The organism is Chitinimonas arctica (genome assembly GCF_007431345.1).
Classification (GTDB): Bacteria; Pseudomonadota; Gammaproteobacteria; order Burkholderiales; family Chitinimonadaceae; genus Chitinimonas; species Chitinimonas arctica.
Map to the genome: position 1 here is coordinate 3,826,491 of NZ_CP041730.1, position 25,886 is coordinate 3,852,376.

At 63.2% G+C, this 25,886-nt stretch carries 24 protein-coding genes; 2 read left to right on the forward strand and 22 right to left on the reverse strand.

Going from position 1 to position 25,886, the window contains the following annotated elements; translation table 11 throughout:
• The first annotated feature begins 29 nt into the window (after window positions 1-29).
• Together FNU76_RS17455 and FNU76_RS17460 are read left to right on the forward strand one after the other, a co-directional pair.
• The gene (locus FNU76_RS17455; RefSeq protein ID WP_144279375.1) at window positions 30-1,121 is read left to right on the forward strand and encodes a leucine-rich repeat domain-containing protein; all 1,092 of its coding nucleotides are present in this window, start codon (window positions 30-32) and stop codon (window positions 1,119-1,121) included.
• A 107-nt stretch (window positions 1,122-1,228) separates the two neighbouring features.
• Window positions 1,229-2,368 (forward strand): NUDIX hydrolase, encoded by a 1,140-nt coding sequence (locus FNU76_RS17460; protein ID WP_144279376.1) that lies wholly within the window; start codon window positions 1,229-1,231, stop codon window positions 2,366-2,368.
• A 152-nt stretch (window positions 2,369-2,520) separates the two neighbouring features.
• Here FNU76_RS17460 and FNU76_RS17465 read toward each other — a convergent pair whose 3' ends face one another.
• The 22 genes from FNU76_RS17465 to FNU76_RS17565 form a co-directional block, all read right to left on the reverse strand.
• Complete coding sequence (locus FNU76_RS17465) at window positions 2,521-4,731, reverse strand: ATP-binding protein (RefSeq protein ID WP_144279377.1); 2,211 nt, start codon at window positions 4,729-4,731, stop codon at window positions 2,521-2,523.
• The gene (locus FNU76_RS17470; protein ID WP_144279378.1) at window positions 4,728-5,225 is read right to left on the reverse strand and encodes an aspartyl/asparaginyl beta-hydroxylase domain-containing protein; all 498 of its coding nucleotides are present in this window, start codon (window positions 5,223-5,225) and stop codon (window positions 4,728-4,730) included. The genes FNU76_RS17465 and FNU76_RS17470 overlap by 4 nt, the downstream gene beginning before the upstream one ends.
• A gap of 5 nt (window positions 5,226-5,230) precedes the next feature.
• Entirely contained in the window at window positions 5,231-5,989 is a 759-nt protein-coding gene (locus tag FNU76_RS17475) for a hypothetical protein (protein ID WP_144279379.1), read from the reverse strand.
• An 11-nt stretch (window positions 5,990-6,000) separates the two neighbouring features.
• Window positions 6,001-6,477 (reverse strand): hypothetical protein, encoded by a 477-nt coding sequence (locus FNU76_RS17480; protein ID WP_223879071.1) that lies wholly within the window; start codon window positions 6,475-6,477, stop codon window positions 6,001-6,003.
• Between the two features lie 205 nt (window positions 6,478-6,682).
• Complete coding sequence (locus FNU76_RS17485; protein WP_144279380.1) at window positions 6,683-7,993, reverse strand: hypothetical protein; 1,311 nt, start codon at window positions 7,991-7,993, stop codon at window positions 6,683-6,685.
• Window positions 7,994-8,027: 34 nt separating this feature from the next.
• Window positions 8,028-11,834 carry a hypothetical protein gene (locus FNU76_RS17490; protein ID WP_144279381.1) on the reverse strand — a complete coding sequence of 1,269 codons (3,807 nt, stop codon included), beginning with the start codon at window positions 11,832-11,834 and terminating at the stop codon, window positions 8,028-8,030.
• Window positions 11,835-11,846: 12 nt separating this feature from the next.
• Complete coding sequence (locus FNU76_RS17495; RefSeq protein ID WP_144279382.1) at window positions 11,847-12,692, reverse strand: hypothetical protein; 846 nt, start codon at window positions 12,690-12,692, stop codon at window positions 11,847-11,849.
• Window positions 12,689-13,666, reverse strand: coding sequence for a phage tail protein (locus FNU76_RS17500; RefSeq protein ID WP_144279383.1), 978 nt, complete (start codon window positions 13,664-13,666; stop codon window positions 12,689-12,691). Before FNU76_RS17500 ends, FNU76_RS17495 begins: the two co-directional genes overlap by 4 nt.
• Entirely contained in the window at window positions 13,663-14,775 is a 1,113-nt protein-coding gene (locus FNU76_RS17505; RefSeq protein ID WP_144279384.1) for a hypothetical protein, read from the reverse strand. Before FNU76_RS17505 ends, FNU76_RS17500 begins: the two co-directional genes overlap by 4 nt.
• Before the next feature lie 6 nt (window positions 14,776-14,781).
• Window positions 14,782-17,844 (reverse strand): putative baseplate assembly protein, encoded by a 3,063-nt coding sequence (locus FNU76_RS17510; RefSeq protein ID WP_144279385.1) that lies wholly within the window; start codon window positions 17,842-17,844, stop codon window positions 14,782-14,784.
• Window positions 17,845-17,874: 30 nt separating this feature from the next.
• The gene (locus FNU76_RS17515) at window positions 17,875-18,093 is read right to left on the reverse strand and encodes a hypothetical protein (protein WP_144279386.1); all 219 of its coding nucleotides are present in this window, start codon (window positions 18,091-18,093) and stop codon (window positions 17,875-17,877) included.
• Between the two features lie 14 nt (window positions 18,094-18,107).
• Window positions 18,108-18,431 (reverse strand): GPW/gp25 family protein, encoded by a 324-nt coding sequence (locus FNU76_RS17520; protein WP_223879072.1) that lies wholly within the window; start codon window positions 18,429-18,431, stop codon window positions 18,108-18,110.
• Window positions 18,432-18,513: 82 nt separating this feature from the next.
• Window positions 18,514-18,927, reverse strand: a complete 414-nt coding sequence (locus tag FNU76_RS17525; protein WP_144279387.1) for a PAAR domain-containing protein — start codon at window positions 18,925-18,927, stop codon at window positions 18,514-18,516.
• Window positions 18,928-18,951: 24 nt separating this feature from the next.
• Window positions 18,952-19,587 carry a phage baseplate assembly protein V gene (locus FNU76_RS17530; protein ID WP_144279388.1) on the reverse strand — a complete coding sequence of 212 codons (636 nt, stop codon included), beginning with the start codon at window positions 19,585-19,587 and terminating at the stop codon, window positions 18,952-18,954.
• The gene (locus FNU76_RS17535) at window positions 19,584-20,636 is read right to left on the reverse strand and encodes a phage late control D family protein (RefSeq protein WP_223879073.1); all 1,053 of its coding nucleotides are present in this window, start codon (window positions 20,634-20,636) and stop codon (window positions 19,584-19,586) included. The genes FNU76_RS17530 and FNU76_RS17535 overlap by 4 nt, the downstream gene beginning before the upstream one ends.
• Complete coding sequence (locus FNU76_RS17540) at window positions 20,636-21,280, reverse strand: CIS tube protein (RefSeq protein ID WP_144279389.1); 645 nt, start codon at window positions 21,278-21,280, stop codon at window positions 20,636-20,638. The genes FNU76_RS17535 and FNU76_RS17540 overlap by 1 nt, the downstream gene beginning before the upstream one ends.
• Entirely contained in the window at window positions 21,280-22,704 is a 1,425-nt protein-coding gene (locus FNU76_RS17545; RefSeq protein WP_144279390.1) for a hypothetical protein, read from the reverse strand. The genes FNU76_RS17540 and FNU76_RS17545 overlap by 1 nt, the downstream gene beginning before the upstream one ends.
• A gap of 1 nt (window position 22,705) precedes the next feature.
• Window positions 22,706-23,227, reverse strand: coding sequence for a phage tail protein (locus FNU76_RS17550; protein WP_308418568.1), 522 nt, complete (start codon window positions 23,225-23,227; stop codon window positions 22,706-22,708).
• A gap of 7 nt (window positions 23,228-23,234) precedes the next feature.
• Window positions 23,235-23,387 (reverse strand): DUF6760 family protein, encoded by a 153-nt coding sequence (locus FNU76_RS25295; protein WP_373279726.1) that lies wholly within the window; start codon window positions 23,385-23,387, stop codon window positions 23,235-23,237.
• Window positions 23,384-23,767, reverse strand: a complete 384-nt coding sequence (locus FNU76_RS17555; protein ID WP_223879074.1) for a hypothetical protein — start codon at window positions 23,765-23,767, stop codon at window positions 23,384-23,386. Before FNU76_RS17555 ends, FNU76_RS25295 begins: the two co-directional genes overlap by 4 nt.
• A 37-nt stretch (window positions 23,768-23,804) precedes the next feature.
• On the reverse strand, window positions 23,805-24,251 hold the full coding sequence (locus FNU76_RS17560) for a phage tail protein (protein WP_144279392.1): 447 nt from the start codon (window positions 24,249-24,251) through the stop codon (window positions 23,805-23,807).
• A 17-nt stretch (window positions 24,252-24,268) separates the two neighbouring features.
• The gene (locus tag FNU76_RS17565; RefSeq protein ID WP_144279393.1) at window positions 24,269-25,873 is read right to left on the reverse strand and encodes a phage tail sheath family protein; all 1,605 of its coding nucleotides are present in this window, start codon (window positions 25,871-25,873) and stop codon (window positions 24,269-24,271) included.
• Window positions 25,874-25,886: the final 13 nt, after the last annotated feature.

Here is a 25,886-nt window from a genome sequence, read left to right on the forward strand (position 1 = left end):
TGTCAACGTACTGAAAAAAGGAATACTTTATGTTTAAAGCAGTTTCAAATGCAAATGCAGTGCAACAGAGCGCCCCCGCAAAGCCGGATGACAAAAAATCCATTCCCCCGTCAAACCAAGGCGCCTCGTTTACCGAGGCGGGAATCATAGGAGGCGAGCATGACGACCGCCTGGGTGTCGCCTTGAAATCCTTGTTCTGCCTGAACCGTGAATTAGCCGCCGTGAAGGAACTGATCGCCTGTTCGAGCCAGGGTAATATATGGCAAAAATCCGAGCAACTCGACACCGAGCGGCATGTAGCAGTCTTGGAGCGAATGGGAAAGGAACTTCGCAGCAAATGCGATCTCTGGCTTGCGATGAAAAATTCGCCCAATCAAGATTTGAGCGATGCGCTGGAACGCTTGAAACGCAATGACGCCAATCTGAGGGAACTCGAATTCAATCGGCCTATCGGCGATGACGGCGTGATACTGCTGGCCGAGGCGCTGAAAGGCAATACCTGGCTGAGTTGGCTGCAGCTGCCGCCTCAGCAAACCGGTGTGGCCGCCATACATGCGTTGGCCAATATGTTGAAACAGAATGCGAGTTTGAACTGCTTGATCCTGAACGGCATGCCAATTGATGACGAAGCTGCGCAGAGCTTGGCGGACGGCTTGCGCAAGAACCGAGGATTGAGCTTGCTGGAATTGCGCCATGCCGAGCTGACATCCGAAGGCGTACAGGTGCTGGCGGAAGGACTTGCGGATAATCGCACTTTACGGCAATTGGATTTACGCGATAATGGTTTTGGTGCCGAGGGGGCGATGAATTTTTTACAGTGTCCCACGGATTTATGTAATCTGTTTTTAGATGATGTTGGTATTGATAAGCAAACCAAAACCATGGTCAATGAAAAACTTTTCCGCAATCGCCGCAGAGAGAGCAGGTTCGCCCTGGTGCTTTACCAGCAGGCTAGGCAAAAGCTACGGAACGGGGATGCCGCGGAGGCGAATTTTTTCTGCGATTTGTCTTTGTGCCTGAATGCCGACCAGAGCCTTGGCCCCGCGATTCTGGATATGAAAATCCGGGCGAATGAAATTATGGCGTCGAGATCGCGGGCGGATCTGAATGTGCTGGCGTAATAGGTGGTGAGAACGCAGCCGGGTGCGCACTGAATGGCGGAAATGCCATGAAAAAAATGGCTTCCAATAAAAATGATCAGATGTGGGTATGATATTCAAGGTGGATTATGCAAATTTCACGTAGCGTTTCTATGGATTCCTTTTTTCAAGCGCCCCCTTTGGAGGTAAAAAAACTGGGTCAAGAGTTGGCGGAAAATCCGGCTGCGGTTTTCGATCGGGTGCTGCCCGCATGTCCGAAGTCGGTAGCACAGGCAAGATATGAGTCCATTTTGGTAAAATTGATCAACGATAGAATAGATTTGAACATGGCCGGTGTGACTATTTCGGACTCATCCACGCTGGAGGCGACCAGGAAATGCATCAACCTGAACGTTTATTCGCGTTTGGCCGGCGGTGCGACAGTCTTTCCCCTGGTGGAAAAGACAAGCAAGGATGGAGAGATGCCCGATATTGAGGTCGTCCTTATCAAGAACAAGAGAAAGGCCGGCAAGCTTCTGCCGCCCGAGGGGTATGGGAAATGGGGGGCGCTGAAGAATACTCCTTTGGATTTTTCGCGTCTACCGCCGGAAAAGGTGGACATGGCCGAAGAATCGATCTTGAAAAAGGTTCCCGTTGCTTCGGCTTATCGCGCAGCGGCAGCAGGGCTGGCGCCAGGAATGTATTCCTATGGCGACCACGACGGGAATTTCGTGGCTACGGCGCAGCGGGAAAGCCACGAAGAATTGGGTATATGGGTCGAGCAAGAAGATTTGATTAAAATTGATAGTACCACTCGCTACAATCCGGATTATGCATTGCATACGCATACCGAAACTTTCATGTGCATCCTGCGCGATGACGTGAGGTTTACGCCGGATCAGGATGAAGTGGAAAGCGTGCATTTGATTAATCCATCCGACATAGCGATCCAACGCGACGGTAGTGGCAAGGTGGACGGGTTCGATGCCCGCATTCCTCCGGATTACATGACGCGTCTCGAAAAGGCCTTGCTTCGGTATGAGGAGATGGCACTAAGGCAGAATACGCATGGCTTGATCGTGGAATGGGCGCAATTGAAGAAAATCGCGAACGACTGGGGTATACCTTATCAAAATTTCACTGCCTGTGGCGCCGCCAGGCACGATGCCAGGCGCTTTGCCAAAGCGATGGCCGCCTCCGTGGATGCGTGGTACCGGCAGGCGGAGAAAACACACCCTCTGCGAGACGCCTCGCTTTCGTCCAAGCGGCATCACAGCGGTGCAAGTTGATCAGCGCGAAGAATATATCCAGCATGGGTTTTTAAATAGGAAGAGTCTTGGTATGTATTTCTTATAATTTTGGAAAAAAAGGACGCGTCGATATTTGGAATCATGGCGGTCACTTCGAGTCCAGCCGAGGCGCGAGCACGCTCGCGCCGCCTTCAATCCTCATCATCCCAACTGAATTCATCGGCGAGAAAGACCTTCCCCAGCTTGGCATATTCACGTTCGGTGGCATGCAACACATGGCGCATGGCGATGGCGCTGCCTTCGCCGGCGGCCTGGAAGGCGGCGGTCAGGGCGATATTGCTGATTCCGCCGCCGGTGAGCCGGGCTTTCTCGGCCAGCAGCGCGAGGTCGATATCGTCCGCCCTTGGCGCGGCGGCCGGGAAAGCGGCTTGCCACAGTCGGCGGCGCTCCGCCGGACCGGGGAAAGGGAATTCGACAATAAACTTGAAGCGGCGGGTAAAGGCCTTGTCGATGTTCTTCAGCAGATTGGTGGATAGGATCACGATGCCGGGATAGCGCTCGATGCGCTGCAGCAGATAGCCGGTCTGCAGATTGGCGTAGCGGTCGTGCGCATCGCGGGTGTCGGTGCGCGGGGCGAACAGGCTCTCGGCTTCGTCGAAGAACAGCACGATATTCATGGCCTCGGCATGATCGAACAGCTGGGCCAGATGCTTCTCCGTTTCGCCCAGGTATTTGCTCATCACGCTGGCCAGATCGATCTTATAGATACCCAGCTGCAGGTCGTTGGCCAGTACCGAGGCAGCCATGGTCTTGCCGGTACCCGAGGGGCCATGGAACAGCACGCACAAGCTGGCGGCCTGATCGCCGTTGCGGTCGAACTGCCACTCTTCGATCACGCGGCGGCGATGGCGGGCATGGACCAATACCTGGCGGACGGCCGCTTCGGTGGCGGGTGGTAGCACCAGGTCGTCGAATTGGTAGCTGGACTGGATTTCGCTGGCAACGGCCAGGGTCTTGCGCCGGCTCTGCTCGCGACAGGCCTCGAACAGGAGCGGCGTCAGGACGGCCGGTGGCGGCGCCAACAGTTGGCGGGCCAGCGCGTCGCGCAGGCTCAGGCGGATTTCGTCTTCGGTAAACGGGTATTGCTCGGCCAGCCGGACGATATCCTCCCGCGCCGGGCTTAACCCGGCTTCGTCACACAGCTGTTGCCAGATGGATTGGCGCAAGCGGGTGTCCGGTGCCTCGACCCGGATGGTCAAAGGGGTAACGGGATGCGCGGCATGACGCAAGGCCAGATCGCTCAGCTGCATGGTCGGCCCGTTCAATACCACCACATAGCGCTGGCTTTCGAACAGTACCGCCAGCACATCGGCCAGTAGCGCCGCGCCGTCCGGCGTGCTGGCGTCGCTGCTCAGCCATTGGCAATCGAACAGCACCGGGACGAAGTTGCCCAGCAGGGCATCGCGGCATACGCCACGCAGCATACCGAGCAGGATCGGGCGTGTGCGCTGCCTTGCCAGTTCGGCGAGATGGCGTCCATCCAGCCGCAGGCAGTGCAGATTCAATTGTTCGAACCAGGCCGCCGCCAGCGCCGCCAGCAAGGCCAGGTCCGGCCCCTGCCATTGCAGCAGGAAGGCGGCGGTCGGCTCGGTCTCGGCGTCGTACTGTTTCAAACGGTCGAGCTGGGCGCGTACCGGCTCGGTCAAGGGGAGGGCGGCCAAAGTGCGCTCGGCCGGTATGAAGGGCAATGGCTCAGCCAATTGAGGCCTTGGCACGGTGATTCCCAACAGGTAGCCGGCAATCTCGGGCCTGAGCCGGTAGCCGCCGCCCGCTGCGGCATCGTCCCCCAGCCGCTCGATCAGACGCCAGCGTAGTGGTATGGCTTCGTCGCTGAGCGCTTGCAGCAATTCGAAGCGCCGGGCCGGACCGCCCAGCGCAGCCAGGGCCATGGCATGGGAAACCGAGGCGCCTGCCGTCACGGCTGCGTCATCCGCCGACCAGCGCAATAGCTCGTGGTAGCGCGGGTCGTATTCGGGCAGCAACGCCAGCAGCAGCAGGGTCTGTTCCTGCTGGTTGGGCTGGAACAGCGTGATGAGATGGACCCATGGGATAAATCGCCCGGTTCGCAGGCTGGCGGTGCAGCGGGCGTCCAGCGCCTGCCGGAGCGACGCGATGTGCGCCTGGCGGCCAGCCGCCTGCGCTTCGCTCTCGGCCTGGTCGGTGCCGTGCAAGGCCGTCAGGGCATCCTGCAATAGCGCATTACCCAAATCCACCAAGGTGGCCAATAAGTCCGAATTGTCGGCAAACGGGGGCGCTACCGGGCTAGCCGGCTCGGCGAGTGCCGGCGGGACGGCGGCGGGTGCCGGCGCGGCCTGGCTACGGGGTGCCGGGCGGGCGATCATCCCACCCGCTCCGGCGGACGGCTGAAATCGGCCAGTAAAACCAGGCGGTCGCCCGGTCCATGGTTCCACGCCTCGTGCTCGACGGTATCGTCGAATACCAGGCAATGGCCCTCGTGCCAGCCCCGCTGTTCGCTACCCACCCGCAAGCCGCAGTCACCGCCTATGCGCAGGCCCAGGTGAAGCCGTAACACCGCGCGGCTGTAGCCGGTATGCGGCTGGATACGGGTGCCGGCCGCCAGGCGGGAGAAGCCGGCATTGACCAGTCCGGGCAAGCTGGCCAGCAGGGTAGCGGTGGCCGGACAGAACACGCAGTTCTCGCGGACCGCGACGCCGCCGGCAAACAGGCCGTAGACATCCCAGCCCTGGTTGTACAGCGGCCGTTCCGGCCAGGCGGCGAATTCGTCGTGCGGCAACGCCAGGCATTCGGCCAGGATGGTATGCCAGTGGGCTTCCAGGGTGACGGCGGCGGGCAGGGTTTGCTTGGGCAGGAACATGGGCTTCACCAGAATAGTTGCCAGGCGCCATCACGCAGCACGCCATGGCCTTGCAAGGTCATCCGCTGCTCGCCGGCCCGGCAGGGCAGGCCGCGTGCCTGATGGTAGGTCTCGCCGCTGTGTACCAGCATTTGGCCGACTTGATAGCGGATCTCGCGCGGCGGGCTATCCGCCAGCCGCGCCAGCAGGGCGGCATCGCCCAGGCGGGCCGTATCGGCCGCAGCCACGGGCCAGCAGCGTAGGCCGGCGCCGGCTTCGGGCAGCACGATGGGCAGGGTGAAGGATAGCGTCGCGCCGCTCAGGCCCAGCGCCAGATGGGCGGTATCGGTATGCACCGGATTGCCCGGGAAAGCCGCCCCATCGCGCTGCCTGAACCACTGTGCATGGGTGACCTCGCCGCCGCCGGCAAAGGCAGCATGACCCTGGAAGAGATGAAAACCCGGCAGCGCCGCAATCTGGTTATCGGCCAGCCAGCCGACCGGTTGGCCCAGCCGCGCTTGCAGTTGCGCGCGCAGCCGCTCGTACAAGCCGCCGAAGCAACTGCGCAGCAGGGGATTGTATTGGCGCGCCAGCCGTTCATAGGGTTTGGCCGGATTGGCGCTGAGGTCGTAATAATTGGTGGCGCCCAGGGTGAAGAAGGGTAAACGGCTATGCCGGCTGATCCAGAAGGCCTCCAGGTCGAGCAACTGCTCATGCCAGTCGCGGCAGCTCGCCGCGTCGCCGATGGGCAGGAAAAATTCGTCGATAGGGGCGCTAAGGGTCATGGGGCGGCCTTTTACCAGTAGAGCAACCAATGCGGGCCGCGACGGATGCCATGGCCTTGCAGGGTGATGCGTTCGAGCGGGCCGGTACAGGCAAGCACCGCCTGGTGCCGTCGCAAGCCGTCGTGCAGCAGCAGCTCGCCGTCGCGATAGGGCAGGAAGCGGCTGGCGCCAACCGCAGCCGCATCGCCGCTTGGCCAAATCGCCAGGCCGCTGCCGGGCGGGGTGCTGAGCGATAGGGTGAACGATAGGAGTTGCGGCGGCTCTTGGCCGTCCCTTTCCGTCTCGGCAGGTATATCGGTGAACACGTCGCGATGCTGCAGGTCGCGGTGAACCGTCGCCACCGGCAAACCGAAAGCCGGATGCGGCAGATAGATATGGAAGCCCGGCAGCGCCGCTTCCTGGTCGGCCAGCCTGACTGTCTGGCGCAAGTCATCGGCCAGGGCATCGACCACGCGCTGCAGCAAGTCGCCGAAATAGCGGCGCAGCAATTGATTGCTGGGCTGGCGCTGGGCGGCCTGGTGGTAGGGCCGCCCAGGCCCGCGTCCAGATAGGCCGCCATGCCCAGGGTGAAGAAGGGGGCGAGGGCGTGCCGCCGGCGCCAGCTGGCGCGCAGCAGCATGACCCGCAGCACCCAATCCTCACACTGTTCGGCTTCCAATAGATGGATGGTCCGGTGCATGGCGTGCGGTCGTCCTACCCGGGTCTTGCCGCCAGCAGCAGGCGATCGATGGCGGGTTGCAAGAGTCGCTGGCTACCCTCGCGCAGTGCCTGGCCCAGCGTCTGGCTGAGCGCCGTACCCAGCCATTGCTGTGCTTCCGCCTGTTCCGGCCGGCGCGCCAGGATTTGTTCCGCCGCGCTCTTCAACCCCGCCTTGGCATAGCTATCCAGGGGTGCGGCCAGTGCCTGTTCGATATCGGCGACGAAACAGTCGGCTTCCTTTCCATCCGCCGGTGGCGGCGCAACGCTCGACACTACGTGTTCCTGCCGGCCGTTACCGACCAGCCGCACCAGTGCGCGGGTCAGCAGGCGGCGTTGCGATTGGCCCAAGGGCTGTTGCAGCGCTTGTTGCAGGTGGTCCAGGAACAAATCGATATTGCCCCGGATCAGTTCAAGGTCGGCACGATTGCGCTCATTGTCGTTGATGGCGATCAAGGCATGGATGCCCAACGTCAGCCCGGCCGCCTGCTCGGGGCTGAGGGTGCGGCCGGTGACGCGGCCGAAGGTGGCGACCAGGTCGGCGACATGGGCTGCTTCCACCCGATTGTCGGCCCGCAGGCCCGGCGGGGCGGCGCGACAGACAATGCGCTGCAAGTCTTGCACAAAGGCGGCGCGGGCCTGCGGATCGCTGTGCATGCCGGACGCCTCGCCCAGGATGGCGGTCAGGTCGCCGACCCGCTCGTCTATCACTCTTTGCGTATCGGCCAGCGAACCTTGCCGCAATGCGCCGCTACTTAGGTTTTCGGCCAGTTGGCGGGTGGTGGCCGCCAATTGGTTCAGGCGAGCCTCGGCGGCGGCCCCGGTCTGCGCGAATGCCACCGGTGCCGGCACATCGACAGCGGTGGTCGCCTTGGCGGCCGGGGTATTCGCGGCGCCGCCCAGGGGGATCCAGTAATACACCACATCGGGCGCCGGACTGAATTGGGTCTCGAAGGATAGCTGCAGCGTCCACTGCTCACCTTGGCGGACGGGTACGTTGAGCGTGCCGTATTGCGGCAGGTAGAAAGTCTGGTTGCCCTTCTTGCCCGATTCCACGGTCGTCATCTGGGTCGTGGCGGAGGCGTAGTTGACGCTGGTGACCTGGCTGTCGAACGTGGTGGTGCAGGTCACGATGCCGGCGAACGGCGTCTGCAAGCGCGCTTCGACCGTGCCGATATTGACCACCAGGTTGCCGTCGGTGGCGGCGATACCGCTCGCATTGGGCTGGGTGGGCGACAGACTGCCGGTGGTGCGAGGGCCATACAGGCCGGTTTTGTCGGGTGAGGTAGTGGGCGCTTGCATACTCATGGGTCTTCCCTTGGTGTGGTGGCGGACGGTGGTGTTACAACAAAGCGCCGATCAGGCGGCTGACGGCCGCCCGCAGCAACATTTCGCCGCCCTGCTTGAGCGAGTCGCCGACGGCGGTTTTCAGGCTGTCGCCAAGCAGCGCTTCGGCGGCGGCCGGCGCGGGTTTTTCCTGGCGAATCTGGTCGATAACGGTGCCGAGGGTTTGCTTGGCCGTGTCCTCCAAAGGTTTGACCAGGGCTTGCTCGACCTCATGCAGAAAGGTTTCGTGGGGCGTCGGTGGCGATGCCGGGCTTGCTGCCGGTGCCGGTGCAGGTGCAGGTGCAGGTGCAGGTGCGGCACCGTCCGGTTGCGCCGGGTCGCCGCCGTCCGGTTGTGCCGGGTCGCCACCCAAACGGGCGGGGTCCTGCCGGCCGTTGCCCACCAGGCGGACCAGGGCGCGGGTCAGCAAACGGCGCTGGCTGTTGTCGAAACTGCTGCCCAGTACCGTCTGCAGATTGTCGAGGAAGAGCTGGATATTGTTGCGGATCAGGTTGAGGTCGTCGCGGCTGCTGGCGTTGTCGTTGATGGCGACCAAGGCACGTACGCCTTGATCCAATAAGGCTTCCTGGGCCGGCGTGAAGGTGTGGCCGGTGATACGGCCAAAGGTGTCGATCAGGTCGGCGATATGCTGGGGATCGACCCGGTTGTCCGGGGCGGTGCCGGGCGGGGTCGCAGTACAGACGATCTGTTGCAGCTGCTTGACGAAATCGGCGCGATCCTCCGGTTTATCCGCCATGCCGGTGGCGTCGCCGAGTATCTTGGTCAGGGCGCCCACCCGCTCGTCGATGACGCGCTGGGCATCGGCCAGGGAGGCATTGGCGAGGGCGCCGCTGCTGACATTGCTGCGCATGGCTTCGAACACGCGCGCCAGGTTGTCGAGATGGGGTACGGGTGCGGCGGGCGCCGGCTGCTCGTCGGCGGCTGCCACGCTGTGCTGCGACGGACCGGGTCCCAGCGGTACCCAGCAGGCGACCACATTGGGCGCCGGCTGGAACTGGCTTTCGTAGGTCAGGCTCAGGGTCCATAGCTCGCCCAGGCGGACGGGTACGCAGAGCGAACCGAACTGGGGAAGATAGTAGGTCTTGTGACCTTTTTTACCCTCGTCCACCGTGATGGACTGGGTACTGGCGGCCGTATAGCTGGCGCTGGTATTGCCGCCGTTCATACTGGTCGTGCAGCTTACGATGCCACCGAATTGCGCCTGGAAGGTGGCGTCGATGGTGCCTACGCTGACCACGATCAAGCCATCCGTGGCGGCCACCTGGGAAACGATGGGGGCACCGGGGTTGAGCGTGATACTGCTGCGGCCGGCGAACAGCGAGACATTGCCGCTGGGATTGACGGTCACCCCCGCGACATTCATGGCGTTGGCGTTCAGATTGGCCCCGGCGAGGGTGCCGGTGGCGGTCACATTGCCGCCCTGGACCAGGGTGTCGGCCAGCAGCTTGCCGGTGGCGTGCGCGTCGCCGCCGATCTCCAGCAGGCTGCTGCCGCTGGCCTGGCCCAGCAAGACGTTCTGCTGGGTAACCGTCAGCAGCGCGTTGCCGCTGCTTGGCCCCGCCGTCAGCACCTTGCCCTGGTTACCGCTACCGCTGATGGCGGCCCATTCGGTGACGGTCAATTGCTTGGCGCTGAGCTTGTCGAAACTGCTGCTGCCGCTGAAGTTCACATCGCCGTTGACCTGCAGGGCGTACTTGGGATCGATCTGGTCCAGCATCAGGTTGATGGCGACGGTATTGGACGCCTGGCCGTTCTGCACCGCTTCGGGGCCATTGGTCACCAGTAGCATGGCCGGCGGCGGCACGGTACCGCCGCCTATCAGGGCGCTGTCGCGATTGCTCTGGAACAGGCCGATCAAGGCCGGCATGACCAGATAGGCCGAGATATTGGCGGCGATGGCCGTGCCGGCCGGATTGATCACCTGCACGGTGTTGTCGTCGACCACCTTTTTCACCAGCCATTGGCTGGCGGTGGCGGGCTTGAAGGCGGGAATCTGCAGCCAATCGCCTTCCTTGAACTGCTGGGTGAACTGGGTACCGACCCCGACGATATCGCTGCCGTCGCTGCTGACCGTACCGGTGCCGGGCTTGCCGTCGCCATCGGCGGCCTTGCCGTCCGCGCCGTTGCCGCCGCTGACCAGGTTGACCGCGCCGGGTGCGGCGGGGGACGACGAAGCCAGGTATTGGAAAGTGGATTGCTGCAACACCATGGGGAACTGCTCGGTCAGCGTCAGTTCGGTGTCGCTTTTGATGGACTTGACCTGGCGCGACTGCACGATCAGGTTGCCCAGCACGATGCTGTCGCCCAGGCTGACCTGGCTCAGCAGCCGGGTCTGGGTGCCGAGCAGCTGGTCGGCTTGGGAGGGGTCCGCCGAGAGCATGCCGGCGCCGACGAAAGCCAGGCCGGTACCCACGCTGAGCGAGGCGGGCGGATTGCTCATCTGTACGCCCACATTGCCCTGGGTGTAATAGATGGCGCTTTCCGGCGAGGCGACGTTCTGCTTGGTCCAATAGCTGAGGATGGGCAGGTTTTGCAGCATGCTGCCATTGCCCTGGAAAGACTGGGCCTTGACCACGCCATTGCAGGTCAGGCTGTCGGCCAGCACGCTACCGTTCACATCCAGGGTGGCTTGCGGACCGTCGCTGCGGTTCAGCGCGATGCCGACCCGCCGCTGTGGGGTGATGGATAAGGCTGGAGGCCCGGCGGTCGAGCCCGACTGCACGGCCGCCTGCACACCCAAGGCGATGGTGCCGTCGGTATCGATGCGCAACAGCTCGCCCGCCGCGCCGGCGGAAAAACGGGCCATGGTCGAGCGGATATAAGTGTATTGGTAGGGCAGCAGCAGGTCGCTGCCGAAGGCCTGCACGATGCGGTATTGGGCCGGGTCGGAAGTGGCTGCGGCAATCACTGCCTGGCTTGGCTTCAATGCCACGCCGCCCACCGGCTGGTCGGGAATGACGATATCCCCCACTTGCAGGGCCGGCGTGATGGGACGGTTGAAGGTCAGCAACTGGCCTTTGGTGGTCAGCGTGCCGTCGCCCTTGAAGGTGATGGCGGCCAGTTGCAGATTGGCCTGCGGCTGGTCGATGCCGATGCCCAGGTTGCCGCGCGTGGTCAGCATGCCGCTAAACTGGCTGCGGCCGGCGGCCACATCGAGATAATCGGCCTGGTCGCCCGATTCGCGCCGCGCGGTCAGCTCGATGCCGACCGTTTCCGCTTGGGTCAATATGCCCAAGCCGCCGATATCCTGGTGGATACCGCTGCCTTCGGTGATCAGTTTCACCACGCCCAGGCGCGAACCGACATAGCGGCGCTCGTACTTGCCGGATTGGTAGGTCAGCTGATTGACGTCGCCCAGGGTCGAGAGGCCGATAACGGCCAGCAGGATATGGATGCCGGGTTCCTGCAGGGTGCCGTGGTATTCGATCTGGGGCTGCTGAATGATGCGCTTGTAGCCGGGCACGCCGCTGTCGTTGTTGTAGTCCGCGTAGGCTTCGAAATAGCGGATGGTAAGAAAGATGGTCTGGCTGGCCGGCAGGTCGAGCAGCTGGATCACCTGGGTGCCATCCAGCACGATCTGGCGGCCCAGCTTGTCGATGGCGATGCCGGCGCTCACGGTCACCTGGCGGCTGCCCGACTGCCAGTACACCTCCAGCCCGCTGCTGATACCCCAGGTGTGCAGGCTGCTGTTCAATAGCGCCAGCATTTCCATGTTGTATTGCTGTTCGCAGACGAAATCGTCGGTCAGCAGGGCCTCGCCGGCGAAATAATTGGTGCGGGCGATGGGTGGAATTTCCTTCATGGCCGCTTTTCCTTATTTCCCGGCATAAGCCAGCCAGTTGAGCAGGACCGCGTCGGTATTGTCGGCGGATGGCGCGGTGACCACGGTCAGGGTCAGGGTGAACTGGGCCGGACCGACCTCGCTGACCGAGGTGGCATAGGGCAATGGACCCTGCACGGTGACCACCACCTGCGGCTTCTGGCTGAAGGCCGCGGTCTTCTGGTCCAGGAAGTAGATGGTTTGCACCACGCTGTCGCCCGGTTTGCGCAGCTGCTCGGACGGGATGCTGACGACGCCTTGCTTGATGCGGTCGAGCTGGATCTGGGCGGTTTCGCTGGTGTCGAGCATCGCCATGGATTGCGCGCTCAGGTCGGCCGGCAGCCGGCTGGTGACCGGCGTGCGCTTATCGGTGACCGCGCTGATCCCGCCGGTGGTGTTCATGCTGATTTCGGCCAGCACGAGGTTGTTGGCCGGCAGGTTGTCGAGCGATCCCACCAGCTGCAAAAGGGCCGCCATATTCAGCGTGTAGGGCTGCATGCCGGTCAGTGCCTGCGTGGTGGTGGGATAGACCAGGATGACATAGCTGGGGTTGGCGGCATTGGCCGGCACAGAAAGGACATGCCCGCCGCTATCCGGCAGGATCAGCAGATGGCCGGCGCTGTCGATACCGGCGCCGCTGGCGATATCCAGGGTATTGCCGCTGGGATTGGTGACCGCCAGGCCGCTCAGTACGCCCGGCGTGTACAGCAATTGGTTCTGCAACTGGATCCAGTTGACGAAGTAGTTTTGCGCCAGGGTCATTTCACCGGAGGTGAGGAACATGCCGTCCTGGTATTGCAGGGTATAAGCGGTAGTAGGCGGAATGACGGGTGTCTTCATGATAATTGGCTACCGAGTACGGCGTTGACGTTGAGCTGGGAGGCGGCGGGGTAGTTCAACAACTGCATACCGCCCAGCACCTGGATGCGGTACTGGCTGGCGGCGGGTTTGACGGTGTCGAGGAGGGTGACCAGCTGGGCCATCAGCGTCTGGACCTGCTGCGCGCCCTGCAGGTCGAGGACCAGGCTATGGTTGCCGTAGTTGGGCAGGACCAGCTGCACCAGGAACAGCCAGGGCGCGTAGCCCGACACCAGCGGCATGCCGGGACCATAGCTGTAGCGCAGCACAAAGGTATTGGGCTGGCTGGCCTGCGTGTTGACGATGATGGCGGGCGGGGTCGGGTTCAGCACATTGACTGTCAGCGTGCCCTTGGTCAGGACCTGCTTGCCGTCCACCACCGTGAAGCAACCCACCTGCATGGGCAGGTCCAGCAAGAGATTGAGCAGCATGCTCAGGCCCTGCGGCGTACCGCGCTGGCGGTACAAGGCCATGATCTCGGCGATCACGGTGCGCTTCTTGTCCAGGCTCCAGCTGTTGTCCAGCAGAAGGTCCAACCAGCTTGCCAGCCAGTTGAGGAAGTCGTTCAGCCAGGCGGTGAAATCGGCTTGCCAGCCCTGCGAGGCGACGCCGCCCAGGTAGTCCGCCATGGCATTGGCCTGGTCGGGGACGCCGATATAGCTATCGAATTCGGCCAGCAGCGCGGTTTCCTGCTGGCCCGGCAGGCCGGACAAGGGGGGGACGAAGTCGCGGTGGTTGTCCGGGAACAAAAAGCTGAAGCGGCTATAGAACAGATTGCCGACCACGCCGGCGGCCAGCAGCTCCTGGATGCCCTTGCGCTGGTTCAACTGGCTGTCGTCCAGGCCGGTCAGCAGCTTCTGGAAGATCTGCAGATAGTTGGCCAGGAAGCCATCGTCGGCCTTGGCGAACACGGCCGGCAGATAGCGTAGATAGCTGCTGGGCGGAATCTCGCTCATGCCGCATGCCTCGCGTAGAGGGAAAGGCAGCGCAGTCGCGGCAGGCCGCGATAGACCAGGGCCGCCGGCCCGGGCGGCAGGTCGGCCAGTACGGCATTGACGCCCAGTTGGGCAAAATCGGCCAGCCGAACGGTGGGCACGAAGGCCAGCGTCAAGCGCTCGACGCTGGCTACGCCCGGCACCCGTTCCAGCAGCAATTGCACATTGGCGGCCAGGGGCGCCTGGTTATAGGCCCAGCGGTCGGTCGGCAGGAAATAGGTGAATACGCTGGACATCATGGCGTCCAGCACGGTGCCGAGATCGACATGGGCGGGGCAGGTCACCGCCGCGCCGATATTGATGGCGGTCAATTGGGCGGCGGCCACATCGACCCGGCTGCCCAGCAGCACGCGCGGGCGCAGGTAATAGTTTACCTGGGCCAGGAGATTGGCTTCGTTCTGCTTGGCGGTTTGCGCCGCACTGCCGTTCGGCGCCTGGTAGACCAGCACGCGGCGCAGCCCGCCGGCCGCGTCGGGCGGCAGGGTGTTGGGATAGGACGGTAGCCGATAAGCCCATTTGGCGCTGCTGAGGATATACAGCCGGGTAGCCGAATCGCGTACCAGCGAGTCGGCCCGCTGCACCAGCAAGGCAGGTGGCTTGCCGCTCTGCGCCTGCTGGGCCAGCAGCATCAGATTGGTTTCCATCGCCAATTTATCGACATCCTGCAGCGACAGGGCCAGGTAGGGCGCATTGAGGAAATTCAGCACCGCCTGTTGCAACTGGGCCTTGCTCAAGGCCTGGCCGTTTTCCATCTGCGCCAGCACCGAACGCAGTGCTTCGAAGGCGAAATCGTATTGCTGCTGGGCGTTCTGGCTATAGGGGGTGACGTTGCTGCTGAAAGCCAGGCCCAGCACCTGGCGCAGGAAATTCTGCTGCGTCTGGATAGGGATGGCATTGGTCTGGTACAGCAGCGACTCGCTGATCCAGCACAGCAGTTGCAGCAGCGTGATGCCGGGATCGGAATCGTTGAAATCGGTCCATTCCGTGGTGAACTGCGGGATGCGCCGTATCAGCGCCGCTTGCAGGCCCGCGCTGTCCTTGGTGTCGAGATCGGGAAGTTCGAAGGCCATGATCCCTTAGCCTCCCATCGGGTAGACCAGCACGGTCATCTCGCCCGCCACAGGTAGCTGCGTGGGCGCCAGCGGGATGTCCTGGCCCACTTCCCCGTTCAGCGCCAGCGAGACGATGGCCACGACACCGGCCTGGCCATGCAGAAAGCGGCTGACCTGGGCGGCCTGCACCGGTTCGCCGAAGGGCCAGCCCAGTCCGCCGGGCCCGCCGTTCACCGGCTGGAAGAAGGCCTGCAATTGCGCCGCCAGCTGCTGTTGCAGGGCATTGCGCTGGTCGGGCGGGATATCGACGGTCAGCTGCGCGACCACGGCAATCGGCAGGTAATCGGGCTCGATGCAGGCGATGCGGCTGGCCAAGGGGGCCAGGCAACGGGCCCGCAGATAATCGGCTACCTGGTTTAGCAGCGCCGGCCCGCCATAGGGGCGTGCTACGGTCGAGAGCGCCAGTACCGCGACCACGATCCGCCCATCGGCCTGCAAGACCGCATTGGCCAGGCAGACGGCGGGGCTGGCGGCGCGCGCCAAGGTATCGAAGTCTTCCAGCTGTACCGCCCGCTGGTTGGCTTTTATCTGGGCGGGCGCCGCCCGGTCCAGGTCGGCCACGCTGTCGCCATCCACCCCGCCACGCGCGGGCGTCGGATTGACGACCGAGGCGATGCGGTCGAAACCGGGCCGCAATACGGTCAAGCGGCCGGCCACGACATTGCCTTGCTGGCCCTGGGTGTACTGATACGAGGCGGCAACGATATTGTTGAAGCCGCCGGGCGGGATCATCCCGTTCTGGCCGTCGCCGAAGGTGATCAGGCCATTCTTGTAATCCAGGGTATAGACCCGGTCGGTCGGTCCGCTGAAGGCGAAGGTTTCGACCTGCAGCCACAGTACCGGTGCGGCGGCACGCGAGGGTAAGGGGGTGGCGGCCGACAGCGAGAGCAGTCCCTGCTCGCCGTCGGCGCTGCCGAGCGCTTCCACGCCCGGTGGTTCGACCACCACCAGTGCCAGGCCGGCCAGCACCGGGGTATAGCCCAGTTGGAAGTGCTGGCTCGGCTGCTCATTGCTGGAACCGAGGATCTCGTCGACCACGCTGCTGCGATTGCCCGCCGTGACGGTATTGGGATAGATGCCGTAGGCCGCGACATCCTGGCGCGGATAGGGGTTTTGCAGCCGGAACCAGAATGCGGTCTGCGAGTACAGCGTGACCGCTGGCTGATTGGCCGGCACGATCAGGCGGACGATGCCCGAACGGCTCAGGCCGGCGGTGCCGTCGTCGACCGATAGCGGCTGCCAGGCACTGCCGTCGTGGTATTGCCAGGGCAGGGGCGGGGCGGCGGCGGTGGATTCGTCGACCAGGTCGAAGTACAGCGTCAGCGCCTGCCCCAGCGTGTACTTGGCGAAATCGGCCGGGGCGAATCCCAGGCAGCAATTGCTGTAGCGGTCCGCCAGCGGCTTGAATGGGCTGAACAGGAAGCGGCTCAAGCCGAAGGCGTTGTAGCACCATAGGTTTTTCGGCTGGGCTGCATAGCTGTAGCTCAGCTGCAGCGATTTGATATAGGGCGGTGCATAGCTGCTGGCGGTGTAGGTATACGAGAAGTTCACCCCCTCGACCTTGTTGAGATAGTCCGACACCGCCTTCTTCTGCGCGGCGGTGAGGATATCGTCGGGAACCGCATCGATGGCCTGATCGACGCCCTGGGTGGTGATCCCGCCGATCTCGCCGTAGCCGCCGGAGGCGATGACCACCCGTATCCACAAGCCTTCGCCGCCGGCCACGGTGGTCGGGCTGATGGCCGGGCAGAGAAAGCGCACCCAGGTCGGGCCGGCCGGATTGTTGTAGCGCAACTGGTCGGTGGTATCGACGAAGCGGTGGGCACTGACATCGGCCGGCGTGGCGTTGAAGGACTGCCAAGCGCCACCATCCCAATATTGCCAGTCCAGCGTGACCGGGTAGGCCGTGCTGACATCGCGCAGCGTGAAATCCAGGGTGATCTGGGCGCCCTCGCGGCCGAACAGACTGTCGGAGCGGATATAGAAGGCATCGTCGGTGGCCGGTGTTTCGCCGAAGGGGTAGGCACCATTGCGGATATCCAGCTGCACCTGGGCCGATGCGCTTTGCTGCGGCTGGATACCGCTACCTTGCAGGGTGCAGCGCAAGCCGGTAATCACCGGCAACTGGCTGGCCAGGGCACTGATCACGCGCACCAGCGGCGCCGGCTGCACCAGCAGCCAGTATTGCGGCGTCTGGTCGCCCGCTGCGGCCTGGTCGGCATCGAAACCCTGTACCCGGCCATCGGCCTGGTACAGCTCGGCTTGCAGTTCGGCGGTGGTAAGCGGGCCGGCGGTGGGTGCCTGCTCCAGCTCGACGGTCAGCGACAGCGCGTTGTTGGCCGCTGTCACGCTGGCCGCCAATGGTGCCAGCGCACCATCGGCCCAACGGTCGAAATAGGCAGGATTGAGGTGCTGGCCGGTGAATTCCAGCACGATACGCTGCAGCGAGGGATCGGGTTTGAACAGGTCCGGGTCGCCCAACATAAACCAGTGCGATAGCGGGACTTGTCCCTGCTCGCTGTCCTGGCTGGGGAACAGCGGCGCCGGTAGCCCCGCGGCCAGGCGCGGCAGGGCATTGATATAGCTGTCCTGCGCCGGCAGCATGGTAAGTACCGCGCTCAGTTGGGCCGGGACCACCAGCAGCGGCTGGTCGGTCTGGAAACGGATGCTTTGATCGTCGCTGGCCAGTATCGCGCTGTCGGTGGGAATCTCGCGCGGCGGCTGGTCGGCCTGCAAGGTGAAATGGATAGGCACCCGGGCCGCCAGCGGCGGCCGCAGATTCAGATTGAGGAACTGGAAGAAGGCCAGCCGCCGTTGCCGGGGCAGCTGGTTTTCCATTTCGGCCAGATAAGCGGCCAGCAGCGAAAACAGCTTGAGCTGGACCAGGCCGGGGTCGTCGTTGACGGCCTGGGCATCCAGCACCGATGGCCAATAATTGCTCCAGCCGGGCGTGTAGGCGCGCGCCAGCGTCAAGGCTTGCTGGTAGAACTGCTCGGCGTTGCGGAAGTCGAGCGTGGGGTCGGTCATGCGTGGCCGGCCTCGGTGGCAGGGTAGCGGCTAGGCCCCTTCATAAACCTGTTCCTCGCCCAGCAATTCGTCCAGCACCTGGATGGCGCCGCCAATGCGCAGCATGGTCTGCTGCAGCTCGCGGCTACGCTGTTCCAGCGCGCGCAATTGCGCCTCGCCGGCCTGGTACTCCTGGCGCAGGTTTTCCAGCCGTTCCTTGAGCCGTTCGCGCGTACCGTCGCGTTGCTGAGGCAAGTCGCTTGCATTCATCACTGCATTCCTCGTTATTTCAGATAGAAGGGGTAGACCAGGTTGTCCGGCCGGTTGCGGTCGCGTATCAGGTAATCGACCGCGATCTGCAGGCACTGCGGCAAGGCCGGCGCGATGGTGGTGTTGACGGCCAGCAATTGGATGCGTGGCTCCCAACGGTCCAGCGCCTGCTTGACGTACAGCTCGGCCAGGCTGCGGGTGGCGGCATTGCCGGCGGCAAATACCAGTTCGTTGATGCGGCAACCGAAGCCCGGCAGCATCACCCGCTCGCCCGGGGCGGTTTGCAGGATCAGCAAGATGGCCTGGCGGATATCGTCGGCATCGGCGGCGAACAGCACGCGGCCCCGCCGGTCCGTACCGGAAAGGCCCAGCCGCGTCCCAGGAAGTCGGCGCCGGTCGCATTGATATCCTGTGCCATGGTCAGCCGATCAATACATTGGCGGTACCGGCCACCACTACCATCGGCAGCGGCGCTTGCGGGCCCGCCGGCGGCACGTCGTGGCAGGTTTCGCAGGGATCGCCGGCCCGGGCGGCACCCTTGCCATTGATGCGTACGGTGGTGCTGGCCAGGAGGATCCGGCCCATATTGGTGGGCGGCGTCTGGAAGGTGCCGCTGGCGGGGATATGGGGCGGGATATTGATCGCCTGCGAGCCGCGCAAGGCGGCTGGCCGGCGGTTGACCAGCACATTCGAACTGGTATTGAGACTGATCTTGCCGTTGAACGGAAAGGGCTGCGGCGTCGGTACCGGCCCGCCCGGCGAGGGGACCAGCACGATATGGATATCGGCGGCATTGACGATGCTATCGCCAAGGCGGGCGGCGGGTTGTCCCATGCGGTTTCCTTTACGAAAAGACGATCAATTGAGTTCGATCATGGTTGCGCTCATCTTGATGTTCTGCCCGCCGTTGACCTGCAGGGTGGCGGCGGCCAGGTCCAGCTTGACCGTGCCGGCGGTATTGCGGATCACCACTTCGGCCGCCTGCAAGGTCAGGGTGCCGGTGGCGGTGACGCTGATATCGCCCTTGCTCTCCACCCGGATATGGTTGTTGGCGGTGTCGATCTGCACCTTGTTCTGCTTCTCGTCTATCAAGGTCAGCTGGCCGCTCTGGCTGTCGTCGAAAATCAGCTGCTTGCCCTGTCGGGTCTTGATCAGCCTGACGTCCTGCTGTTTTTCCGCGCCGACGACCGGCGGCTTGATCCCGCCGTTCCATAGCAGGCCCAATACATACGGTTGATCGATATCGCCGTCGGCGAAGGCGACCAGCACCGATTCGTCCTGATGGGGCAGGAAGAAGGCGCCGTAGTCCGGGCCGCCGTAAAAACTCATCACCTGCAACCAATCCGATTCGATCTGGTTGCCATCCACCTGGAAGATCACCGTGATGCGTCCCAGGCCCTTGGGGTCGTTGGTCTGCTTGACCTTGGCCAGGGTGACGCCGGCAAAGGCCGGGGCCGCTCCGGCGCGGTACAGCGCGGGGTCGATAAGGCTCATGCGCCTGTTCTCCTGAGGGTGAGCGAGGTGTGGTAACCGCTGCTGTCGTCGTAGCTATGCTTGCTGGCCAGTACGTAATAGATGCCGTCGAAGCGTTTGCTCAGGCCGGTCAGCTTGATATTGACGCCCGCCACCAGGGCCGGGTCGCCCAATAGATCGGCATCGCCTTCGATAAAGCCGTTGAGGTTCTGCAGATAGGCGGCATCGGCCCTGGCCTGCAAGGCTTCCACCTTGTCGAGGGTCAGATCGGTGATATGGATGGCCGAACTGGGGAAGTCGTCGCCGAATTGGTAGCCGGCCTCGCTGCCGCCCATGCGTACCCGTACCCGGTTGGGGTCGCTGTCGGCGGTGATGACCTTGTTGGTGGCGGGGTCGAAACCCATGACCGTGACGACGCTGCCCTCGGTGGGCACCCGCAGCCTGAGCTTCACGCTTTTCAGGTCGCGCGGAAAACCCAGGGTCTTGACCGGGCTCAGGCCGGCCGCCGAGGGCCGGTACACCAAGGTGCTGTTGTCCACCACCAACTCGTAATCGATCAGCTCGGCACGGCTCAGCAGGAATTGGTAGTTCGACTGTTGGCGCTGCCAGACGCAGTCATTCAGCGCGATGGGCAGGCCGGGGGTGCGGATATCCACCTTGACATTGCTGGCTACGTCGGCGGCGATCTCGTTCTCGTTGCGGTTCTTATAGATGCGGGTGGCGTTACCGAAGCGCAGTCTAGCCATCACATCGAAGCCGCTAATGGTGGCAACCGAGTAGCTGCTATCGAAATTGGGATCGATGGCCGAGATCTCGCCGTGGATCAGGGTGCTGAGCTTTTCCAGCCCCATCTGTATCGTCACCTGGTCACCCGGCTGGAAGGTGTCCAGATTGGCGCCCTGCCAATTGCCTTGCGGCGAAACCATATTGAGCTGGAAACTGAACATGCCCGGCACATTGATCTCGTTGGACACCTCGACGCCATGGATGGCGGCCAGCAGCGGAATCGGCAAGCGATTGCGATTCAGCAGCATATTGAAGGCCCCGGTCTGGACGCTGGGTATGGTCATCAGACCTCCACCGGCGGGTTATACGATTCGCTGTGGATATCGATGATCACCAGGGTCTTGCCGATATCGGTGGCAGTGGGGAAGTCCAGCGGGTTGTAGATCTGGTTGGCGTCGGCGATCAACCGCCACAAGGCCGGGTCGCCCAGGGTCTGGGCAGCGATCAGGTACAGGCGGTCGTTTTCGGCCACGGTCCACAGGCGCCGGCAGTTGAAGTAGCCGCGCGACTCCAGATCCTCCTGTTCGGTCAGCACCGACTTGAAGGTGACTGTCAGTTCCGCCCGTACCGGGATGCCGGACGACAGGAATAGCGTGAACTTCTGTTCCAGGTGCAGCACCACGCCGCTGAACAGCGCACCGGACCAGGCGAACACCACCGTGGGCGGCTCCTTGCGCACGCCGGTGCCCACCGTGGGCTTGGTCAGCGCGGCGATACGGTCGGTAAAGCGCCGGACATCGGTCTTGGTTTCGAAGCTGTCGAAGAACAGGCTGACCACCAGGTCGTCGTTGTTGACGCGCTGGAACTGGATATTCGAACCCTCGCCCTGCAATACCACCGATTTATTCAGCGACAGCTCGGTCGGGTTGTACATGACCGGAATGATTTCGCCGGTCTGCTGCACGATGATCTTGGCTTTTTCCAGCATCACAGACCTCGCCGATAGCGTTCCAGGCCGCTACGCTGGGCCAATACGCCCGACACCCGTTCGGCCAGGCTGTGCACCAGTTGCGGCGACAGCAGGGCTTGTTCCAACTGTCCACGCCAGGGGGTGGCCTGGACGATTTCATGCATGATCTTGCGTTGCAGCTGCCGTTCGATCAGCTGTGCCTGCTTGCGTATGTCCACCGTGGCGGCGCGCGGTGGATGACGGTAGCTGAATCCGCCGGCCGGCTTGGCGGGATAGCGTTGCAAAGCCATCGTTGCGGCGGGTTTGGCGAGGGGGGCGGCTGCTTGCTCGCCGACGTGCTTGAACGATGGCGACAGCAGTAGTCGGGTGCGCAAATTTTGGCTGGCGGATGCATTGATACCGTGATGCAGCCCGCTCCGCCGTTCGGGGGCCGCCGTGTTTGGTGCCCACGGCACCTTTCCGTCCTTGCCCGGGCGGCCAGGCTGTATTGCATGCGAGTACGAAAACCGGGACAAGGCGGTGGCGGTGCGGATAGTCACGGCGGCGCCACGGCGAAACAAGGGGATTCCAGCCCTCTCCAGCATGCCGCCTACCGTCGTTGTCGCAAGGAAAGTTCGCGTGTCGTGGCGCAGGCCTGCATCGCCAGGGGTTTTAAGGGGCATCCCTTTATAGGCCGGCGGTGTGCTTCGACGCCCTGCGAGCATTTTTCCGGCACGGTTTGGTTCATGCCGGGAAGCAGGGCCGAGCGACGCTTCACTGCGCCGCCCCAAGCTGGGTTGGGATCCCGATTCGGCCTGGTCGGAACCCGCCGTGGCAGTAGGTCGCAGGAGCTGAATGCTTGCCCTTGCCGGCGTCCTGGCCGCCGGAGCGCCGGCCACAGGAGCGCCTGCCGCCACGCCGGATTGCAAGTAGTTGGCGTGGAAGGCAAGCGCTGCCAGCCTACCCTGGAGGCCTACTCGCGCGTGCCGCTTGAAGGCTGGCATCGTGGTCGACCTAGCCCCCTGGCGCTGGGTGAAAACACCGGCTTGCAGGTAGGCGGGCGGCAAGGCCGGCTGATTGACGATCCCGCTCGGAAAGATGCCCGGCGTGGTTGCCAAAACCGATGTCCAGGCCAGGCGGTTCCGCAGGGCGGTACTCGCGCGCGCGAGGGATGCCAGTTGGTTTGGCTTGCTTGCGCTGGCGTGGATGAACGGTGAGACCAGGTGCTGGCGCAGCAGGGTGGTTGGCCACAGCACGCGCAGGGTGTGGCTTAAACGGAGGTGCGCGGTCCATTGGCTCGGGGCCGCCGAGGGGCAACCCAAGGGGCGGAGATATTGCAATGTGGCCCAGGACCACTGCCTGGTTGCCGTGCCTATCGCCAGCGACCGCCGTGCCAGTCCGCCAACCGGGCGGCCAGGCCGGGCGGCATGGGCGGCGGCGGTGCGCAGCAGGGGGCGTCGCATGTCAGTACGCCCCGCCTGCGTTGAGTGCGCCCGCCGTCACGGCATAGGCGGCCGCCGCAGCGCTTTTCTTGATGCCTTCATGGGCCAGCACAAAACGCTGGGTCGCCACCAGGGCCTGGCCGGCATCCAGCTGGGGGCCTTGCCATTCGATCGGCCAGGCATTGTAGAAGTCCCACCAGACATAGGGCACGCCCTGGTCGTTCAGCAGGTAGATCGAGCCGTTCTTGCGCTTGATATTGCCTTGCAGCGTAGCCTGGTACCACAGCCAGACGGGATCCAGCGCGGTGATGCCCGATTCCAGGGTGATATCGCTATAAGTGACCTGGCCGCCCAGCTTGTATTCGGTGTCGTTGACGCCGCCCTCACGCACGGTGCGGACTTCCATGCGCGATTCCAGCCCGGACACCGAGGTAAAGCCGCCGACCAGGATGCCCTCCACTTCGACAAAGAAGTTGTAGGCCTTGAACGGGTCCAGGTACACACCCTTGCGCTGTGCGGCCGCGGCGGCGGCGTTGATGCCCAATACCATCTCATTCCCCCAGGTTGATGCCGCGCCTTGTGTCTTCGGCGCTCATTGCCTTGTTGATGCGGCTGATGTGTTCGCAAAACCGGCGGCGCTCGGCGTGTTCCAGGGCCAATACGTCGTCCAGCGACCAGTGGAAGTGGTAGGCGATGAACGCTATCTCTGTGTAAAGTTGTTCTGGTACCTGGCCTGGTCGAACTTTCCCGGCAAATCGCCCGCCTCCATGGCCGAATTGGCGCTGCTTTCCTCAATCTGGTTGATCTCGTTGTAGAGCTGTTGCAGGAAGTTGAAGTCGGCCGAGAACAGGTCTTCGATCAGCTTGGTGCTGATCATCTCCAGCGTGCCCAGGCGCACGATCACCCGCGACAGCACGATAATCGCCAGATAGCTGGGATTGGCCTGCACCCGGTGATCCTTCAAGGGCAGGATTTCATCGCCGGCGGTAGCCAGCCGCATCACGCCCTGGCGGTGCAGCGTGCCGTCGCCGTCGCGGTAGCCGATGGGTAGGGTGAATTCGAATTCGGTGCTGATCACGCTCATGGGCAAACTCTCTCAAAGGGTACAGGGTGGTGCGCGGCTATTTCACGCGGGTCAGGTAGTCCATCGCCAGTTCCAGGGTCTCCACCATCACTTCGCTGCTGGAGGCGTTCAGCCCGGTCGTTTCGTACTTCATCGGCCAGGCGTTGATGATGTTCCAGCGCACCTTGTCGGTGCCGTCGCTATCCATCAGCACCAGGGAGATATTCTTTTTCGCCCCCTTGGAACCGGAGCCCAGCTGCGATACCTGCTGCGACCAGTTGTACAGGTCCATGCCGTCGGTCAGCCCCTTCTTCAGGCTGAGATGGCCGTAGGTGGTGAGGCCGGACAAGGGCCGCTTGTAGATCGGGTCGGTACCTTCGCGGTAATCGACCGTATCGACGGTGATATCGGGCACGGTCGCCTCGGAAAACGCCGCGATCTGGATGCCGGCGATCTCGACGCGAAAACGGAATCCACGGTAGGGATCGGTAAGTTGGGTAGCCATATCTCGTTAGCTCCGGTTCAGACGCCCGAGTCCGGGCCGGCGGTCTTCTGGGTGATGCGGATGATGACGAACTCGGCCGGATAGACCGGCGCCAGCCCGATATCGATAAACAATTGCCCCAGCGCCCGGGTTTCCGGTGGATTGTTGGAGGCATCGCAGGTGACGAAAAAGGCTTCCGCGGCAGTGGCGCCGAACAGGGCGCCGGATTGCCAGAGGTTGGTGAGGAAGGCGGCGATATCGCGCGAAACGGCGGACCACAGCTGCTGTCCGTTCGGCTCGAACACCACCCATTGCAGGCTGTTCTTCAGGCTCTGTTCCACATAGATGAACAGGCGCCGTACGCTGACATAGGTCCACTGGGTGTCCTGCGACACGGTACGGGCGCCATAGATCACATTGCCGTAGTTGATCAGGTTCCGCAGGGCGTTGATGCCATAGGGGTTCAGATTGTCCTGGTCGGCGTCGGTCAGCGGAACGAACAGGGCGACTACGCTGCGCATGGCGCCATCGTTGACGCCGGCCGGCGATTTCCAGACGCCGATATTCAGGTCGGTATAGGCGTAGCGGCCCAGCGTGGGGCCGGATGGCGGCAGCGGCACGCTGCTGCTGTTCAAGGGGTTGAAGATCCAGGTCCAGGGGTAATAGAGTGCACCATAGCTGGAATTGAGCGCCTGGCTGGTGGCGGAGCCCGACTTGAAGCTGACGATGCCCTGTACGTTCTGGCCGAACGGCGGGTCGATCACATAGAACAGGCTGGCAAGCGATTCGCATGTCATCAGCCCCTGGTTGATCTGCTTGGCCTGCGCCACCGGGTCGGACTGGCCGGTGCTATTGGTGATGCTGACCGTATCGGGTACGGCCAGCAGGCTGAGCGCCTGCACGGTCCGCAGCGAATTGACGGCATTGGTGAAATCCCAGTTGGGCAGGGTGCCGCCGCTGAACGCGCTGGGTGTCTTGGTGTTGGGGGGGCGGCCATCGTCCGCCGCCGTGACGCGGATAAACATCGACTGGGTGTTGATGCGGGTGACGAAGGCCGCATTGGCGGCGACAAAGCCATTGAAGGCTTCCAGCACGTAGTAGGGTTTGCTGTTGATCGTGGTGGTGGCCAAGCCGTTTTGAACCACATAGCTGACCAGCAGCTGGGTGGGCAGGGGCAGGGTATCGAAAGCCGGCGGCTTGCCGCCGCTGCCGTTGATCACGGCGGCATCCACCACCACCAGCAGGTTGAACACCGGGGCCGTGGTGGTAGCGTCGCCGCCGTTGTTGCAGACATATAGCTGCAAGCTATTGCCCCAGGTACCGACGCTGGCGGCGGCCAGCTTGGTGCCGCCGGCACTGGCGATGGCCGCCTTGGCAGCGTTGTTGTCCGGGGTGCGGACGATGTAGCAGCTGGTGCCGCCTTCGATAAAGAACTCGTAGACGGCCCAGGGGGTAAAGCCGTACCAGGTCAGGCTGCCGAACTGGCGGGTAAAGGCATTCCAGCTGGTGATCAGCGTGGGGGTATTGTAGGGACCGCTTTCGGTAACGCCGACGAAGGCCGCCACCGAGGTGGATGCGCCCTGGACGCTACGGGTGCTGGGTATCTCTTCGATGTAGATACCGGGATGGGAGTAGGTAGGCACGGTCCTCTTTCCT

Coding starts and splice junctions, on each gene's coding strand:
- FNU76_RS17560 (WP_144279392.1), bottom strand. CDS start 24,251: ATGGCTACCCAACTTACCGATCCCTACCGTGGATTCCGTTTTCGCGTC.
- FNU76_RS17530 (WP_144279388.1), bottom strand. CDS start 19,587: ATGAGCCTTATCGACCCCGCGCTGTACCGCGCCGGAGCGGCCCCGGCC.
- FNU76_RS17465 (WP_144279377.1), bottom strand. CDS start 4,731: ATGATCGCCCGCCCGGCACCCCGTAGCCAGGCCGCGCCGGCACCCGCC.
- FNU76_RS17495 (WP_144279382.1), bottom strand. CDS start 12,692: ATGAAGACACCCGTCATTCCGCCTACTACCGCTTATACCCTGCAATAC.
- FNU76_RS17505 (WP_144279384.1), bottom strand. CDS start 14,775: ATGGCCTTCGAACTTCCCGATCTCGACACCAAGGACAGCGCGGGCCTG.
- FNU76_RS17485 (WP_144279380.1), bottom strand. CDS start 7,993: ATGAGTATGCAAGCGCCCACTACCTCACCCGACAAAACCGGCCTGTAT.
- FNU76_RS17510 (WP_144279385.1), bottom strand. CDS start 17,844: ATGACCGACCCCACGCTCGACTTCCGCAACGCCGAGCAGTTCTACCAG.
- FNU76_RS17555 (WP_223879074.1), bottom strand. CDS start 23,767: ATGAGCGTGATCAGCACCGAATTCGAATTCACCCTACCCATCGGCTAC.
- FNU76_RS17515 (WP_144279386.1), bottom strand. CDS start 18,093: ATGAATGCAAGCGACTTGCCTCAGCAACGCGACGGTACGCGCGAACGG.
- FNU76_RS17525 (WP_144279387.1), bottom strand. CDS start 18,927: ATGGGACAACCCGCCGCCCGCCTTGGCGATAGCATCGTCAATGCCGCC.
- FNU76_RS17460 (WP_144279376.1), top strand. CDS start 1,229: ATGCAAATTTCACGTAGCGTTTCTATGGATTCCTTTTTTCAAGCGCCC.
- FNU76_RS17455 (WP_144279375.1), top strand. CDS start 30: ATGTTTAAAGCAGTTTCAAATGCAAATGCAGTGCAACAGAGCGCCCCC.
- FNU76_RS17540 (WP_144279389.1), bottom strand. CDS start 21,280: ATGCTGGAAAAAGCCAAGATCATCGTGCAGCAGACCGGCGAAATCATT.
- FNU76_RS17535 (WP_223879073.1), bottom strand. CDS start 20,636: ATGACCATACCCAGCGTCCAGACCGGGGCCTTCAATATGCTGCTGAAT.
- FNU76_RS17545 (WP_144279390.1), bottom strand. CDS start 22,704: ATGCGACGCCCCCTGCTGCGCACCGCCGCCGCCCATGCCGCCCGGCCT.
- FNU76_RS17470 (WP_144279378.1), bottom strand. CDS start 5,225: ATGTTCCTGCCCAAGCAAACCCTGCCCGCCGCCGTCACCCTGGAAGCC.
- FNU76_RS17500 (WP_144279383.1), bottom strand. CDS start 13,666: ATGAGCGAGATTCCGCCCAGCAGCTATCTACGCTATCTGCCGGCCGTG.
- FNU76_RS17475 (WP_144279379.1), bottom strand. CDS start 5,989: ATGACCCTTAGCGCCCCTATCGACGAATTTTTCCTGCCCATCGGCGAC.
- FNU76_RS17490 (WP_144279381.1), bottom strand. CDS start 11,834: ATGAAGGAAATTCCACCCATCGCCCGCACCAATTATTTCGCCGGCGAG.